Raw genomic sequence first — 11890 nt, 5'->3', positions numbered from 1 at the left:
TTCAGTGACGCCGCATCAGGCAGTCATTTCCGTTCTGGGCGCAAAGGTAATTCCGGGATTGGACGGGAATGCAAGGTCAAGCCTCCTGTTTTCGGCAAAAATCTCCAGCCCTGCGGGTAGTATCTTTCCCGAAAAACCTTGCATCCCCTAATCCCTACCTTTTCAAGCACCCGAAACGAAAACGACCGATGCGACAGAAAGACGCATAAAAAAAATGTCGGATAAACGAGAGGCAGATAAGATAGTTTGAAACTCAACTCCCTCAGCTCTTGAATCCGCATTAAAAAATAAAAAAATCAAAAACAGCGAAGATATGACGGCAACGGCAAATTTCAGACAAATGGCACAGTACATAGGGCTTGCGATATGCGGCTTGATGGTGCGCACCGCCTTCGGGGTGTTCGGCATCCTTTGGGGCATCATTAGAGAGATTGTAAACGGAGTGTTCCGAGTGGCGATAGGCGTAATCGTGGCTATCCTTTCCGCAACCGCCTTCTTCGGTTTCATCCTTTGGTTATTCACCCTTTAACCCTTACCGACATGGCAAAGAGAAGCAGCAAAACGGCAGCGCAGCAGTGCAGATACTACGAGGTGGACAATATCTTCGTGTATATGGTTGAAACGTACATCAACGGCAACATATCCGTGTTCCGTGAACTCTACCGAGAACTGAACAAGGACGCACGGAGGGACTTTACAGACTTCCTTTTGAGCGAGGTGCAGCCGACCTATTGGAGAGAGATACTGAAACAGACCATCTAAAACGACAGCGATATGAGAACGATAACAAGGACATACGACCTTTTCCAATTAGCTGAACTCTCCGCAGCAGCGAGAGATACCGCATACAACGAATGGTTGCGCACCTTTGAATACGGTTGGGACAGCGACAACCGCAACACGCTGGAAGCATTTGAAAGTGTGTTCAAGGTCAAAGTGAACGATTGGAGTTACGACACGTGCCGTTATTCCTACCGCTTCACCTCACGTTACAGCGGAGAGGAAGAGGAACTCTGCGGCATACGGCTTCTGAAATACATCGTCAATAACTATTGGCATACCCTATTCAAGCCGAAAGCCTACTACCTCAAAGGCAATTACAAGAAAAGGCGCAAAAGCAGGGTATTCACGGACAACTGTTGCGTACTGACAGGCTATTGCGCAGACGAGGACATCCTGCGACCCATCTACGACTTTCTGAAAGCCCCCGACACCCGAACCACTCTGTACGACCTCATGGACAAGTGCCTTGACAGCTTCTTCAAGTCGTGCCGTGACGATATGGAATTTCAGTGCAGCGAGGAGAGTTTCGAGGAGAGTTGCGCAGCCAACGACTACGAGTTTTTGGGAAACGGAAAAATGTATAACTGATAAAACGACAGCGATATGAAAGGAACAGACCATTTCAAGAGAACGATACAGATGTATTTGGAGCAGCGTGCAGCGGAGGATGCGCTCTTTGCGAAGAACTACCGCAACCCTGCCAAGAACATAGACGATTGCGTCACCTACATTCTCAACTACGTGCAGCGGAGCGGTTGCAACGGCTTCACGGACGGGGAGATATTCGGGCAAGCCGTCCACTACTATGACGAGAACGAGATAGAGGTAGGCAAGCCTATCCAATGCCAAGTGGCGGTGAACCACGTTGTGGAACTCACGGCAGAGGAAAAGGCGGAAGCACGGCAGAACGCAGTCCGCAGATACCAAGAGGAAGAACTCCGCAAGTTGCAAAACCGCAGCAAGCCGAGAACCGCCACCAAAGCGACCGCACAAGAAGTACAACAACCCAACCTATTCAATTTCTGATTATGAAACCGAGAACACCCATACAGCAGGAAGTCGCACGATTGAGCGAGCGACTGCCGAAATTGACCGCCATACAGAGGGCATACGCTTTCCGCCATTGCTTCAAGCATTACGCCATCAAGAGGGCGGACGGCACGAACATCTGCACCGAGTGCGGACATTCGTGGAGGAGTGAACACGACCTTGCGGACACCGTTTGCGGATGCACCTGCCCGCATTGCGGCATGGAGTTGGAAGCGTTGCGCACCCGAAAGAGCGTGTTCAGCGAGAACGAGTATTTCTCCATCGTCACCACCTGCAAGCAGTATCAAGTTATACGCTTCTTTTTCGTCAAGTCCCGATACAAGGCAGGACAGGCAGCCGAGTATTCCATTTATGAAGTGGTGCAAAGGTGGATTTCGCCAAAAGGTACAACTACCACCGTTGCCCGACTGCGTGGAATGTCCATACTTTACTATGACCTATGGGCGGAATACAGCGACATGGAAGTACGCAAGAACAACAAACTACGTGCATACGATATAAACCCCGTCTGCACCTATCCCCGACAGCGTTTCATACCCGAACTGAAACGCAACGGCTTCAATGGCGAGTACCACAACATACTGCCTTACGACCTTTTCACGGCTATCCTTTCCGACAGCCGAGCCGAAACGCTGTTGAAGGCAGGGCAATACCCCATGTTGCGCCACTACATCCGCAGTTCCTTTGACATGGAGAGGTATTGGGCATCCATAAAGATATGTATCCGCAACGGCTACACCATTGCTGACGGCTCCATGTGGCGTGACACCATAGACCTCCTGCGGCATTTCGGCAAGGACACGAACAGCCCGAAATACGTCTGCCCTGCCGACCTCAAAGCCGAACACGACAGACTTATGCACAAGCGCAACAAGGAGATAGAGCGCAAGAAATTGGAAGAACGCATCCGCCAAGCGAAGAAACACGAGAAGGCATACCGCAAACTCAAAGGCATATTCTTCGGCATTGCATTCACGGACGGCACTTTGCAGGTGCGTGTGTTGGAGAGCGTGGCGGAGTTTGCAGCGGAAGGGACGGAACTGCACCATTGCGTGTTTTCCAACTCCTATTTCCTTGAAAAGAACTCCCTTATCCTATCCGCCACCATTGACGGCAAGCGCATAGAAACGGTGGAGGTTTCCTTGAAGACATTGGAAGTGGTGCAAAGTCGTGGCTTGCACAATTCCAATACCGAGTACCACGACCGCATTGTAAACCTTGTGAACAGCAATGTGAACCTTATCCGCCAGCGGATGGAAGTGGCATAGTATTAACCTATAAAACCCAACAAAATGGAAGTAAGAATTGAAAGCATGGTTTGTCTGTGGGACGATAAAATCCCCACGATGTTCCTTGAATTTGTGAACCTCCTCACTCTTGCAACGAGTGAGGAGCAGTTAAGACGGAGTGTAAAGGACTTTGCCGAGAAGCACGGACTTGACAGGTTTTTCCTTTACGGCTTCGGCTCCCACCATTTCTACCTGCACCAACGCTATACGAGTGACCCCGAAATGGTGATGCGCAACAGAGTTTTGTCAGTACATTTTTAACCACTCTAAAATCAACGATTATGGCAACACGAATGACCATCAACGGTATAAGCACCTGCACCGAAGCAGGTACGGAGAAATATGAGCGTTTCCAATTAGGTATCGGCAGACGCAAGCGGACACTTGTGCAGTACGACTACCGCCACCCCACAGACGGAGAGTTGTTCTCTTGTGTCAAACCCACATTGGACGAGTGCCGAGCCGCACGGGATAAGTGGCTCACGGCAAAGGATGGAAAGGAGGACAACCGATGAACACAGCCTATCAAACGCTGATAGTGAAATTCAGCGAGCCTATCAAAGTATTGGACGGCATCTTTGACGATGCCGAAGCGTGGGGAGTTGATACCCTAAAAGGGTGGATAGACGACTACGAGAGCAGCAGGTTTACCGCCATCAACAGCCATACGGCAGTCATCACAAGCGAGTACAATATGGAGTGCCTGATGGAATGGTTGAAACGAAACACACCCATTGCCGAGATAACAGAATGTTAAACAAGTTGGCGGTGTCCGCACCGCCAACCTAAAACCAAGAAAAGCATGATAGCAAAGACGATTTTACAGCAGATAGGCGGCAGACGCTTTGTCGCCATGACGGGAAGCAAGGACTTCATAGACATGGGCAACGGCTTGCGCATGAGCCTTGCAAGGAACAAGACGAGCGCGAACCGCCTTGACATCATCTACGATGCAGGATTAGACCTCTACAATATGCGTTTCTACCGCAAGACGTTCAGTAAAAAGACATTCGAGTGCAAGACAAAGGACATTGCAACGCACGATGGCATATACTGCGATATGCTGGAAGAAATGTTCACGATGGTAACGGGACTTTACACCCGTTTTTGAGTGGCGACGGCGAAAGCCGCCCTACTTTCTTTCGGTGAGCATGATGGCGGACAAAGAAAGTAGCAAAGAAACCGCTGTCCCAATCTACGATAGTATTCACAAAAACAAGTTTCAATCATGGAAGAAATCAGACAGAACGGAAAAATCATCCTGCACAGCGATGACGGAACAAGCATAAGGATGATTTTCAAAAACCTCACGGGGAGGAATTTTCAAGGTCAGGAATATGCGGAGTATATCCGGCATATCGCAATCGGGGAGATGGGATTTTCGCCCGGCATCATAGAGCATTGCAGGGACGGTGAGGTAATCGGCAAAGGAAAAATCCCGAATGTATGAAAAGCGGAAACTCCGATGAAGTTGCGGCTTCATCGGAGTTTTTAATTTAGCTATATATCCCAATCAGGTTTTACAATTTTGGGATAACGTTGTTGTCTAACTGTTTTCAATTTCTCCATGTAAAATAAATAAATCTCCTTATATGAGCCAAAACCGGGCTGTTGCATATCCTCTTCGATAGACAAACCACCAAATACCAGCAACCATAATCTTAATGCAACACCTAAGTAGCCCCAAAGTGGATCCATTTCATGTAATTCCAGTTTAGTAACCAAATTTTCTATTCGGACATCCATATCTGGATGAGTTCCATCACCAGAAATAGAATCTTCGCTCATCAATAAAATGGCTGCTAATACAGTTGCGACACCTGCCTTATATGTATTTCCCCATGCAGAGTCATATTCAGTTTGAATAAAACTAATTGCCGTATCATCTGCGGCAATTTCATCATCTATAGTATGGGGAAACGTCTGTTGTATTTGTGTATGACCTAAATAATTATGTGAAAATTCGTGGGCATATATAAATGCTATCGCAGCACAATATACACCATTTGTGTGACTTATAATATTTTCAAATTGCTGGGGATTACAGATGTTGGGTGTTACCCAATAAACATCCCTATTGAAGTTATGCAACAATTGCCGTCCTCTAAAAAAGCAATCATTAGCATACTCTACATCAATCAGATTGGGTTTATAACCATATTTGTTTATGCCAACAGCATCCATTATTGGAATATGTATGACATTCTCAAAATAGGCATTAAGATAAATACATACAGACCATAAATACTGACAAAAGTTTTCGTTGATATAGATATGATTTAATCCATTGCTATCTTTTTTTATTTCCGCAACATCGCTAATAGCTTTTCCTTCCCTTATGAATGTAAATCGACGAGAAAAGTTATTGATATTGCAATCGTCTTTTATCGCATCTAACAGTTCAACAACTTTTTCAATACATTGAATAGCATCATCAGATAGCTGTTCAACAGGTAAATAATATATTTCTTTCGCTTCTTTCATTTTACAAATTTTACTTGCAAAGGTAATGTGTTAATTTGTATTAGACGCTAAAATTCCTTGCGATATTGTTTACCGCAAGGAATTTCAGTCGTATCACAGGATATACAGCAGCGCAAACTCCGCCTTTCTCCGTTTGAGCAGCATGGCGTGCCGTTTACCTTTGTAGTTGCAGAAAGCGATATATTCCCGGTAAATGTTCCTGTCGCCCGCCTCCAATTTTCGGATCAGTGTGCTTTTGGGTATCTTCCCGCTCCCCAAAAGCCGGTATGGACCGACATTGTAGGCGAGCGTGGCAAGGAGCAGACTGTCACGCCCGAACTTGCGGAACATGGCGCAGAACTTCCGCAAGTCTTTCCGCAGGAGTGCGTCCGCCTGCCGCTTCGTCATGGTGCGTGCCGAATACCTTTCCCCCGGCTGCACCTGATGCCCCCAGCCCACGTATGGGTGGTGTTTCTCCGAGTGCCAGCCTTCAAAATACTTCGTACAGCGAACCGCCCGCTCGAAAGGCGGCAGGCGGTAGATTGACGCCTGCCCGTCCGTCCCCTTCTGACAGCTGTCCCGTGCGGACACGGAGCAGACCGCCAGAAGGGAACAGAGGATAGCCATGAATACACGCATCATCGTGTAAGGGGTTTGAAGTTTCCGATTGGGACAATAGAGATAGCCCCGTCATCCTTCACGTTGCGATTGTTGAAGTCAAATTCCAATTCGTAGGAGTTGCTGAAATTATCTTCCACCACTACGATGAAGTTGTGCACCTCGTCACCTTGCGCCGTGTAGTACAGCCGGAACTTCTCGTTTTCGAGCAGGTAGCGGTCGTTGGGCAGGAACGTAATGCCGTTGTCCATTTTCAATGTTCCTTCTCCCTCGAATTGGAAATACCGGATGGTATATAGGGTGTTGGCGTAATCGCCCGTCTTTTTCAACTCACAGCGGATTTCCACCGTCTGCCCCTTCGTTACCTTGTTAGGCACGGGCATGGTTTCCACTGTGAAGGGATAGGATTGCTGGATGTCCATGTCATCGTCACACGATGCGAGCGTGAGCAACATGGCGGCGAACAGGCAGAGTGCCAACGCCTTGAAGATGGATGTTCTCTTGTTCTTGTTGTTCAGTATGTTCATTGTCCTTTGATTTTTAAGTTATTGTTCATTTTTTGCTGTCAGTTGCAGATACTCGTTCAAGTCCTTGTAACCGTCATGGAGTGCGGAACGGTCGGTGACACGTCCGCCGTAATATCCTTTGAGGGCTTCCAGCGTCCTCCGTCCGGCTTCGTCACGGTCGAGGAAGCAGTCTATGCGCCCGTACCCGTCCAAGTGTTTCACCGCCTTACCCACGTTGGCAACGGAGTTCAGCACAAGGCTGTCGCTATTGCCGCCTATACCGAGTGCAGCAGCGGACAGAAAGTCCATGAAGCCCTCAAACACGCTGCATACGTCAGAGGCGGTATCTTTCGGTTTTATCAGTGACACATCTTTCGGTGGTACGCAACCCTTGAAGTAGCGGCTACGGATTTCATAGCCGCCAGCCACGTTCGGGAAACCGATTGCGAAATACCGCTTTCCACGCACGCCGTAGTTCAGGCGGCAGCAGTGGCGGGATGCAACGGCATAAGGGATGCCCCGTTCCGCCAGATACTCTGTTAATGGTGAGCGGAGCAGCGGGACGGCTTCCACTCCCTCAAAGGCAGGTTCGGACGGCTCCGGCAGGAACAACGGCTTTTCCGATGCGACAAACGGCATACGGGCGGTTTCCGCTATGAATCCCGCCTGCGCCATGAAGTCGCCGCTTCGGGCAAACTCCCCGGCAAGCGTGAAGATGTCACCGCCCTTGCCCAAACCGAAATCGTACCAGAGCCGTTTCGCCACGTTCACGCGGAAAGAGGGCGTGCGCTCATTGCGGTACGGCGCGAGATACCACAGCTCGTTTCCGCTTCTCCGTACAGGCTCATGTCCCAGCCGTGCGAGAAAGTCCGCGAGGGATATTTGCCTCATGGTGTCTATATCCGTCCGTTCCATGCGGCGCATCAGTTGATGATGAACTTGATGCCGACCCCGAACTGCGTGTGGAACTTTCGTGTGTCGCCACCCCACAGGCAACGCTCCCGGAGATTGGCGAGCAGGGCGATACGGTCAGCCACGTAAAACTCCACGTCCAGCGTCAGCGCACCGCCATAGATGAAGGCGTCCCGGTTATGCAGGGTCGAGCCGTCTTGCAGCACCTTTTCGCCCCAATTCACCGATTCATATCCGACGAGAGCCGAAGCCCCCGCATAGACGAACATGATTTTACGGGCATCGGAAAGTATCTTGAAATAGTAGCCGCCTTCCGCCGTGAACTGCACCACAGGTATGGCGGTATCCTTGTACGGGTTGTTCTTCAGGAGATACTCACCTCCGAACATCCATTTGTTGCCCTTCTTCGTGTAGGTGGAGAGAGCCGCCCCGAAACTGTACCCGCCGTCGTTGCCGCCGGGTTTGAAGCCGTCCGCCAGATTCGCCCTTACCTCGATGCCCTGCATTTTCGGCAGACATCGCTGGGCGTACGCCTGCCCCGTGAACAGGGCAAGCGACGCGATGATGATTGCGATGTACTTTCTCATGGTCAGCGCACTTGGAGTTCGTTGATGTTATTGGCACGCACCAAATCCTCATTCTCGATCACGAAAGACTGATGACGACCTCCGTTCTTCTCGTTCAGCTCCACCACGAGACACTTGCCGTCGGGGATGGTGAACTTCGCCATCGTGAAGACCGTGCGTTCGCTTTTTTTGCCCGGCACGAGCGTGGCGTAGTTCTGCGCACGGAGCGGCAGGATGATACGCTCCTGCACTGCGGTACGCTTCATCACCTTCTTGTCCACGATTTTCCATGTGATGTAGTCCACATCGAAAGGCACGTTGCTCTGGTTCCTGATTTCCGTGTGGAAATACAGAAGCCCGTTGTGCGTGTAGATGCCTTTCAGAAGGTACTGGATGCCGAAACGCTTGCAGCCGATATGCTTCACCTCACGTTTGTTCTGCTTGTGGATGGACTTCATGATAAGGCGCACCAGCATGGGACTTTCACTGCCCAGCTCTTTCAGGTAGATTTCCTGCGCATTGTTCGGACGGTTCACCGCCTCGCCGTCATGGATGAAGTCGCACATCTCCACGTTGAGCAGCAGCGGTTCGGTGGCATACTTCACGTTGAAGGTGTAAAAACTCCCGTCCTCCGTGATTACGGACATGTTGGTTTCGTTCGGGAAGTTCCTCACGGTAGCCTTCACGCGGATGACGTTCTCCGCACCTTCGGCTTTGCCCGCAATCAGGTCGGGCGAGCCTAAATCGACATAGCGCACTTCCGCCGGGAAGATGACATGCACGGTCTTGTCGTAGGTCACTTCCAAGCCGTGCGGGGGAACCATGCGGTCAAAGCCCAGCTTTCTCGTCAGACCGTGATACAGGTCGCCGTCCGCCTCCTTCTGCGGATAGACCTCCTTTGTCAAGGTCGGTTGTTCACTTCCGTTGCTTTGCCCAACGGTTACGTTTTCCTGCGCGTTGGCAGTTGCGATGCCCATAGCGAGGGCAAACATCATGATTACTTTTCTCATTACTTTGGATTTTTAGTGGTAAATAAAAATTTGATTGATTGTTTTCTTAATTCACTTCCTGATAGAGCATGACCCTGTACCCGGCTTTCAGATGCACCTTGACGGTGCGCATCTTCTTGGCAATGTACTGGCTCGTGCCTTGTATCAGCCCCTTGCCCAAGTCGGAGGCGAGCTGCGCCCCGGCATTGGTGGAGATGTTGATGCTGCTGCCGAGCGAGCCGCCCATGTTGGCGGCAACCTCCCTGACGGCGTTCATCTCCATCGAGTTGGGGATGAATATGCCGGGCTGCCCGTCCGTGTCATAGACCTCCAACTCCACCGGGATAACCGTACCGTCGTGTTCCAGCGAGGTGATTTCGATAGCGAGCCGTTCGCCCTGAATCTTGGCTGCGCCGACCACCACCGCATTACGGGGGATGATCCGGTCTGCTACCGCCATCGGCTCCAGCAAGCGCAACCTGACCGCCTGCCCGTCCGTCACGCTCTGCGTCCCATAGACATATGCCGGTATGGTGTTCCTGTCCGATACGGTCGTGACGCCCACCGCCGTGTTGAAACTGCGGTTGCGCTCCTGCGAGAAGGAAGCGACAAATTCGGCATTGCTCACGGGCTGTCCGAGCGAGGACACCACCTGATGCGTCACCTGCCTGACGGGTTTTGCCGTGTTCTTTCCGGCTTTCTGCACGGGGGACGGCTCTGCGGTCTGTCCCGCTGCCGCCTGCGTGCCGTTCTGCCCGCCCATGTACTTCGCCGCCAGCTCGTAGGATTTTTCCATGAGTGCCACCTGCTCGTCCATCGTGGAGCTTCTCTCTTTTCCGCTTTCCAGTTCGGATTCGAGGGTGGCGATGCGTTCCAGCAGTTCGTCCATCTCCGCATTGTCGTTTTTCGGCTGCTCGTAGAAGTTGCCGAGCGTGGCATTGAGGTCACGGTAGGCGGCTGCCGAGGATTGGATGGTCTTCGGTGTGGGCTTCACGGCCTCTTCTGTTCCGCCGGGATTGGCAAGGTCGAAATCGCTGTCTCCATCCGCTGCCGCAGTTTCGCGGTCGAACAGGTCGCCCAACTGCTGCATGGCGCGGCTGCGGTTCTCCTGCCTTTCCTCCATTGCGCCCTGTTCGTAGGCTTTCGCCTTGTCACCGATAATCCGGCGGTTCTCCTTGTCCGCGTCGGGCATCTCGATGTTGTAGCCGCCTGTTCCCGGCTCCTGCTCTTTGCCGGAGGACGGGGCGAATATCAGCCACATCGCCCCGATGAATACCAGCACCATAGCGGGCAGCACTATCATTTTCTGACGTTTCAGCCGTTGGGCTTCGGTCAGCGGCTTGCGCTCCTTTTTCGGCTTCCCCTTGTTGTCGGGTGCAGCCGTGCTTTCGGACTTGCTCTCCGTCTTGTTCTCAATCTTCGTTTCGTTCTTCGTCTGTTCCATATAAATAAGGTGTTACGTTATGATTGTTATCCGTCTTCACGGACAGTTCCACCTGTCCGGCATGGTCTGTCACCATCCGGCTGCCGTCATTCCTGCCGATGTCATACACGGCTTTGCCGAAGGTGTAGAGGGCAAGCGCGGAGAATGCGGCGAGCATCGCCAGCACGATGCGCCTGCGTGTCTTTGGCGGCAAGCCGTCCAGATAGCCCCTGAGCCTTGCCACCAGCATTTTCTTTTTGTCGTGGAGTTTCCAATATGCGCCCCAAAATGATTTCTTGATTTTCTTCATATCCGTTTACCTTTTGATGGTTTGTAAATCCTTGTTCTCGATGATGGTGAATCCCTCGATGGTGAACCCGTTCGGGTTGTTGTCCGAACGGGACGAGTTCAAGAGGCGGCACGTGGTCACGAGGCTGCGCTCGGTGACGTTGCTCTGCCGGATAATCTTCTGCGTGGCGTAGGTCACGGCACGGTAGGGATAGCCGTTGAAGTCGCATACCACGCTGTCCACCTTCAGCACTTGGTTGATGTTCCCGGCGATGATGCGGTTGTAGTACCCCTTCTCGGCGAAGTCCGAATAGTAGTTGTACACGCTCTTGTCCGCCAGCAACAACGCACGCTTTACGTTGTGTTCTATCGCGCTCTTTTCGGGCGAGAGCGTGAAAAACAGTTCGTGGAAGCGGCGCACATGCTCCCTCGCTTCCGCCGGACGGTTCTGCGACAAGTCCTGCGAGAGTGCCAGCATCAGCGACTTGCCGTTGTCCAGCACATAGATCTTCTCACGCTGCCGTTCCGCGAAGCGGTAGGAACTCCACACGCTCCATACCGTTATCACGGCGCACAGCGAGAGGAAGACGATACCGAACAGGCGTATCTGCCTGAACGATGATTCGATGTTTTTGAGTGACTTGAATTCCATTGTCTGATTTTATTTTTCGGTTCTTAATTCGTTATACAATAGGATTGGTATGCGGTCGTTTGCCACATACGTATGTAACGGGTTACCACATACGTATGTAATGAGCCGCTGCATACGTATGTAACAGGCTGCTACATACGTATGTCATGACAGGCTACATACGTATGTTACTTTTATGCGGATGCCTCTCCCGTAATTCAGCCTCTATTTCAGCAGTTTCCCGGCACGTCCGACCATGTTGCCTGCGGTAGCACCCGCCACGCTGCCCGCCATGCTTCCGGCTCGTCCTGCCGTCTGGTTCACGTTGCGACCGTAGCTTCCCATGCCTCCGGCTTGGATAATCCAGCCTGC

The 11890-nt window shown here is 51.3% G+C and carries 19 protein-coding genes and 1 pseudogene; 10 read left to right on the top strand and 10 right to left on the bottom strand.

Annotation, left to right across the window (positions count from 1 at the left end; all coding sequences use genetic code 11):
* The first annotated feature begins 313 nt into the window (after nucleotides 1-313).
* The 10 genes from ACZMIG_RS10515 (at nucleotide 314) to ACZMIG_RS10470 (ending at nucleotide 4572) form a co-directional block, all read left to right on the top strand.
* Nucleotides 314-529 carry a hypothetical protein gene (locus ACZMIG_RS10515; RefSeq protein WP_005850429.1) on the top strand — a complete coding sequence of 72 codons (216 nt, stop codon included), beginning with the start codon at nucleotides 314-316 and terminating at the stop codon, nucleotides 527-529.
* Nucleotides 530-540: 11 nt separating this feature from the next.
* On the top strand, nucleotides 541-762 hold the full coding sequence (locus ACZMIG_RS10510; protein ID WP_005850431.1) for a hypothetical protein: 222 nt from the start codon (nucleotides 541-543) through the stop codon (nucleotides 760-762).
* A 12-nt stretch (nucleotides 763-774) separates the two neighbouring features.
* Entirely contained in the window at nucleotides 775-1371 is a 597-nt protein-coding gene (locus tag ACZMIG_RS10505; protein WP_005850434.1) for a hypothetical protein, read from the top strand.
* A gap of 15 nt (nucleotides 1372-1386) precedes the next feature.
* Nucleotides 1387-1809, top strand: coding sequence for a PcfK-like family protein (locus tag ACZMIG_RS10500; protein ID WP_005850436.1), 423 nt, complete (start codon nucleotides 1387-1389; stop codon nucleotides 1807-1809).
* A gap of 2 nt (nucleotides 1810-1811) precedes the next feature.
* Entirely contained in the window at nucleotides 1812-3101 is a 1290-nt protein-coding gene (locus ACZMIG_RS10495) for a PcfJ domain-containing protein (protein ID WP_005850438.1), read from the top strand.
* A gap of 24 nt (nucleotides 3102-3125) precedes the next feature.
* Nucleotides 3126-3383: a DUF8466 domain-containing protein gene (locus tag ACZMIG_RS10490; protein ID WP_005850441.1), complete on the top strand. Its 258-nt coding sequence runs from the start codon at nucleotides 3126-3128 to the stop codon at nucleotides 3381-3383.
* A 20-nt stretch (nucleotides 3384-3403) separates the two neighbouring features.
* Entirely contained in the window at nucleotides 3404-3637 is a 234-nt protein-coding gene (locus ACZMIG_RS10485; RefSeq protein ID WP_005850444.1) for a DUF3873 domain-containing protein, read from the top strand.
* Complete coding sequence (locus tag ACZMIG_RS10480; RefSeq protein WP_005850448.1) at nucleotides 3634-3879, top strand: DUF6956 domain-containing protein; 246 nt, start codon at nucleotides 3634-3636, stop codon at nucleotides 3877-3879. The genes ACZMIG_RS10485 and ACZMIG_RS10480 overlap by 4 nt, the downstream gene beginning before the upstream one ends.
* Before the next feature lie 45 nt (nucleotides 3880-3924).
* A complete protein-coding gene (locus ACZMIG_RS10475; protein WP_005850451.1) occupies nucleotides 3925-4233 on the top strand; it encodes a hypothetical protein in 309 nt (102 codons plus the stop codon).
* Between the two features lie 117 nt (nucleotides 4234-4350).
* Nucleotides 4351-4572 (top strand): DUF7688 family protein, encoded by a 222-nt coding sequence (locus ACZMIG_RS10470; RefSeq protein WP_009276858.1) that lies wholly within the window; start codon nucleotides 4351-4353, stop codon nucleotides 4570-4572.
* Nucleotides 4573-4622: 50 nt separating this feature from the next.
* Here ACZMIG_RS10470 and ACZMIG_RS10465 read toward each other — a convergent pair whose 3' ends face one another.
* From ACZMIG_RS10465 to ACZMIG_RS10420, 10 genes and pseudogenes are all read right to left on the bottom strand, one after another.
* Entirely contained in the window at nucleotides 4623-5606 is a 984-nt protein-coding gene (locus ACZMIG_RS10465; protein WP_005850457.1) for a phage exclusion protein Lit family protein, read from the bottom strand.
* 93 nt (nucleotides 5607-5699) lie between these two features.
* The gene (locus ACZMIG_RS10460) at nucleotides 5700-6227 is read right to left on the bottom strand and encodes a glycoside hydrolase family protein (protein ID WP_005850464.1); all 528 of its coding nucleotides are present in this window, start codon (nucleotides 6225-6227) and stop codon (nucleotides 5700-5702) included.
* The gene (locus ACZMIG_RS10455; protein ID WP_005850466.1) at nucleotides 6224-6730 is read right to left on the bottom strand and encodes a DUF3872 domain-containing protein; all 507 of its coding nucleotides are present in this window, start codon (nucleotides 6728-6730) and stop codon (nucleotides 6224-6226) included. Before ACZMIG_RS10455 ends, ACZMIG_RS10460 begins: the two co-directional genes overlap by 4 nt.
* A gap of 18 nt (nucleotides 6731-6748) precedes the next feature.
* Entirely contained in the window at nucleotides 6749-7624 is an 876-nt protein-coding gene (locus ACZMIG_RS10450; RefSeq protein WP_487889532.1) for a toprim domain-containing protein, read from the bottom strand.
* 8 nt (nucleotides 7625-7632) lie between these two features.
* Nucleotides 7633-8208, bottom strand: coding sequence for a conjugal transfer protein TraO (locus tag ACZMIG_RS10445; protein WP_005850473.1), 576 nt, complete (start codon nucleotides 8206-8208; stop codon nucleotides 7633-7635).
* Nucleotides 8209-8210: 2 nt separating this feature from the next.
* Entirely contained in the window at nucleotides 8211-9197 is a 987-nt protein-coding gene (gene traN / locus ACZMIG_RS10440) for a conjugative transposon protein TraN (protein ID WP_005850475.1), read from the bottom strand.
* Between the two features lie 46 nt (nucleotides 9198-9243).
* Nucleotides 9244-10620: a conjugative transposon protein TraM gene (gene traM, locus ACZMIG_RS10435; RefSeq protein ID WP_487889531.1), complete on the bottom strand. Its 1377-nt coding sequence runs from the start codon at nucleotides 10618-10620 to the stop codon at nucleotides 9244-9246.
* The gene (locus tag ACZMIG_RS10430) at nucleotides 10589-10909 is read right to left on the bottom strand and encodes a TraL conjugative transposon family protein (protein ID WP_005850478.1); all 321 of its coding nucleotides are present in this window, start codon (nucleotides 10907-10909) and stop codon (nucleotides 10589-10591) included. Before ACZMIG_RS10430 ends, traM begins: the two co-directional genes overlap by 32 nt.
* A gap of 6 nt (nucleotides 10910-10915) precedes the next feature.
* On the bottom strand, nucleotides 10916-11539 hold the full coding sequence (traK, locus tag ACZMIG_RS10425; RefSeq protein ID WP_005850480.1) for a conjugative transposon protein TraK: 624 nt from the start codon (nucleotides 11537-11539) through the stop codon (nucleotides 10916-10918).
* A gap of 204 nt (nucleotides 11540-11743) precedes the next feature.
* Nucleotides 11744-11890: pseudogene (locus ACZMIG_RS10420) on the bottom strand (conjugative transposon protein TraJ); the annotation flags it as partial.

This window comes from Xylanibacter sp., from assembly GCF_057607445.1.
Note: the sequence above shows the minus strand (reverse complement) of the source record. Positions and strands in the feature narration are given on the sequence as shown.

Coding starts and splice junctions, on each gene's coding strand:
- ACZMIG_RS10515 (WP_005850429.1), top strand. CDS start 314: ATGACGGCAACGGCAAATTTCAGACAAATGGCACAGTACATAGGGCTT.
- ACZMIG_RS10510 (WP_005850431.1), top strand. CDS start 541: ATGGCAAAGAGAAGCAGCAAAACGGCAGCGCAGCAGTGCAGATACTAC.
- ACZMIG_RS10505 (WP_005850434.1), top strand. CDS start 775: ATGAGAACGATAACAAGGACATACGACCTTTTCCAATTAGCTGAACTC.
- ACZMIG_RS10500 (WP_005850436.1), top strand. CDS start 1,387: ATGAAAGGAACAGACCATTTCAAGAGAACGATACAGATGTATTTGGAG.
- ACZMIG_RS10495 (WP_005850438.1), top strand. CDS start 1,812: ATGAAACCGAGAACACCCATACAGCAGGAAGTCGCACGATTGAGCGAG.
- ACZMIG_RS10490 (WP_005850441.1), top strand. CDS start 3,126: ATGGAAGTAAGAATTGAAAGCATGGTTTGTCTGTGGGACGATAAAATC.
- ACZMIG_RS10485 (WP_005850444.1), top strand. CDS start 3,404: ATGGCAACACGAATGACCATCAACGGTATAAGCACCTGCACCGAAGCA.
- ACZMIG_RS10480 (WP_005850448.1), top strand. CDS start 3,634: ATGAACACAGCCTATCAAACGCTGATAGTGAAATTCAGCGAGCCTATC.
- ACZMIG_RS10475 (WP_005850451.1), top strand. CDS start 3,925: ATGATAGCAAAGACGATTTTACAGCAGATAGGCGGCAGACGCTTTGTC.
- ACZMIG_RS10470 (WP_009276858.1), top strand. CDS start 4,351: ATGGAAGAAATCAGACAGAACGGAAAAATCATCCTGCACAGCGATGAC.
- ACZMIG_RS10465 (WP_005850457.1), bottom strand. CDS start 5,606: ATGAAAGAAGCGAAAGAAATATATTATTTACCTGTTGAACAGCTATCT.
- ACZMIG_RS10460 (WP_005850464.1), bottom strand. CDS start 6,227: ATGATGCGTGTATTCATGGCTATCCTCTGTTCCCTTCTGGCGGTCTGC.
- ACZMIG_RS10455 (WP_005850466.1), bottom strand. CDS start 6,730: ATGAACATACTGAACAACAAGAACAAGAGAACATCCATCTTCAAGGCG.
- ACZMIG_RS10450 (WP_487889532.1), bottom strand. CDS start 7,624: ATGGAACGGACGGATATAGACACCATGAGGCAAATATCCCTCGCGGAC.
- ACZMIG_RS10445 (WP_005850473.1), bottom strand. CDS start 8,208: ATGAGAAAGTACATCGCAATCATCATCGCGTCGCTTGCCCTGTTCACG.
- traN (WP_005850475.1), bottom strand. CDS start 9,197: ATGAGAAAAGTAATCATGATGTTTGCCCTCGCTATGGGCATCGCAACT.
- traM (WP_487889531.1), bottom strand. CDS start 10,620: ATGGAACAGACGAAGAACGAAACGAAGATTGAGAACAAGACGGAGAGC.
- ACZMIG_RS10430 (WP_005850478.1), bottom strand. CDS start 10,909: ATGAAGAAAATCAAGAAATCATTTTGGGGCGCATATTGGAAACTCCAC.
- traK (WP_005850480.1), bottom strand. CDS start 11,539: ATGGAATTCAAGTCACTCAAAAACATCGAATCATCGTTCAGGCAGATA.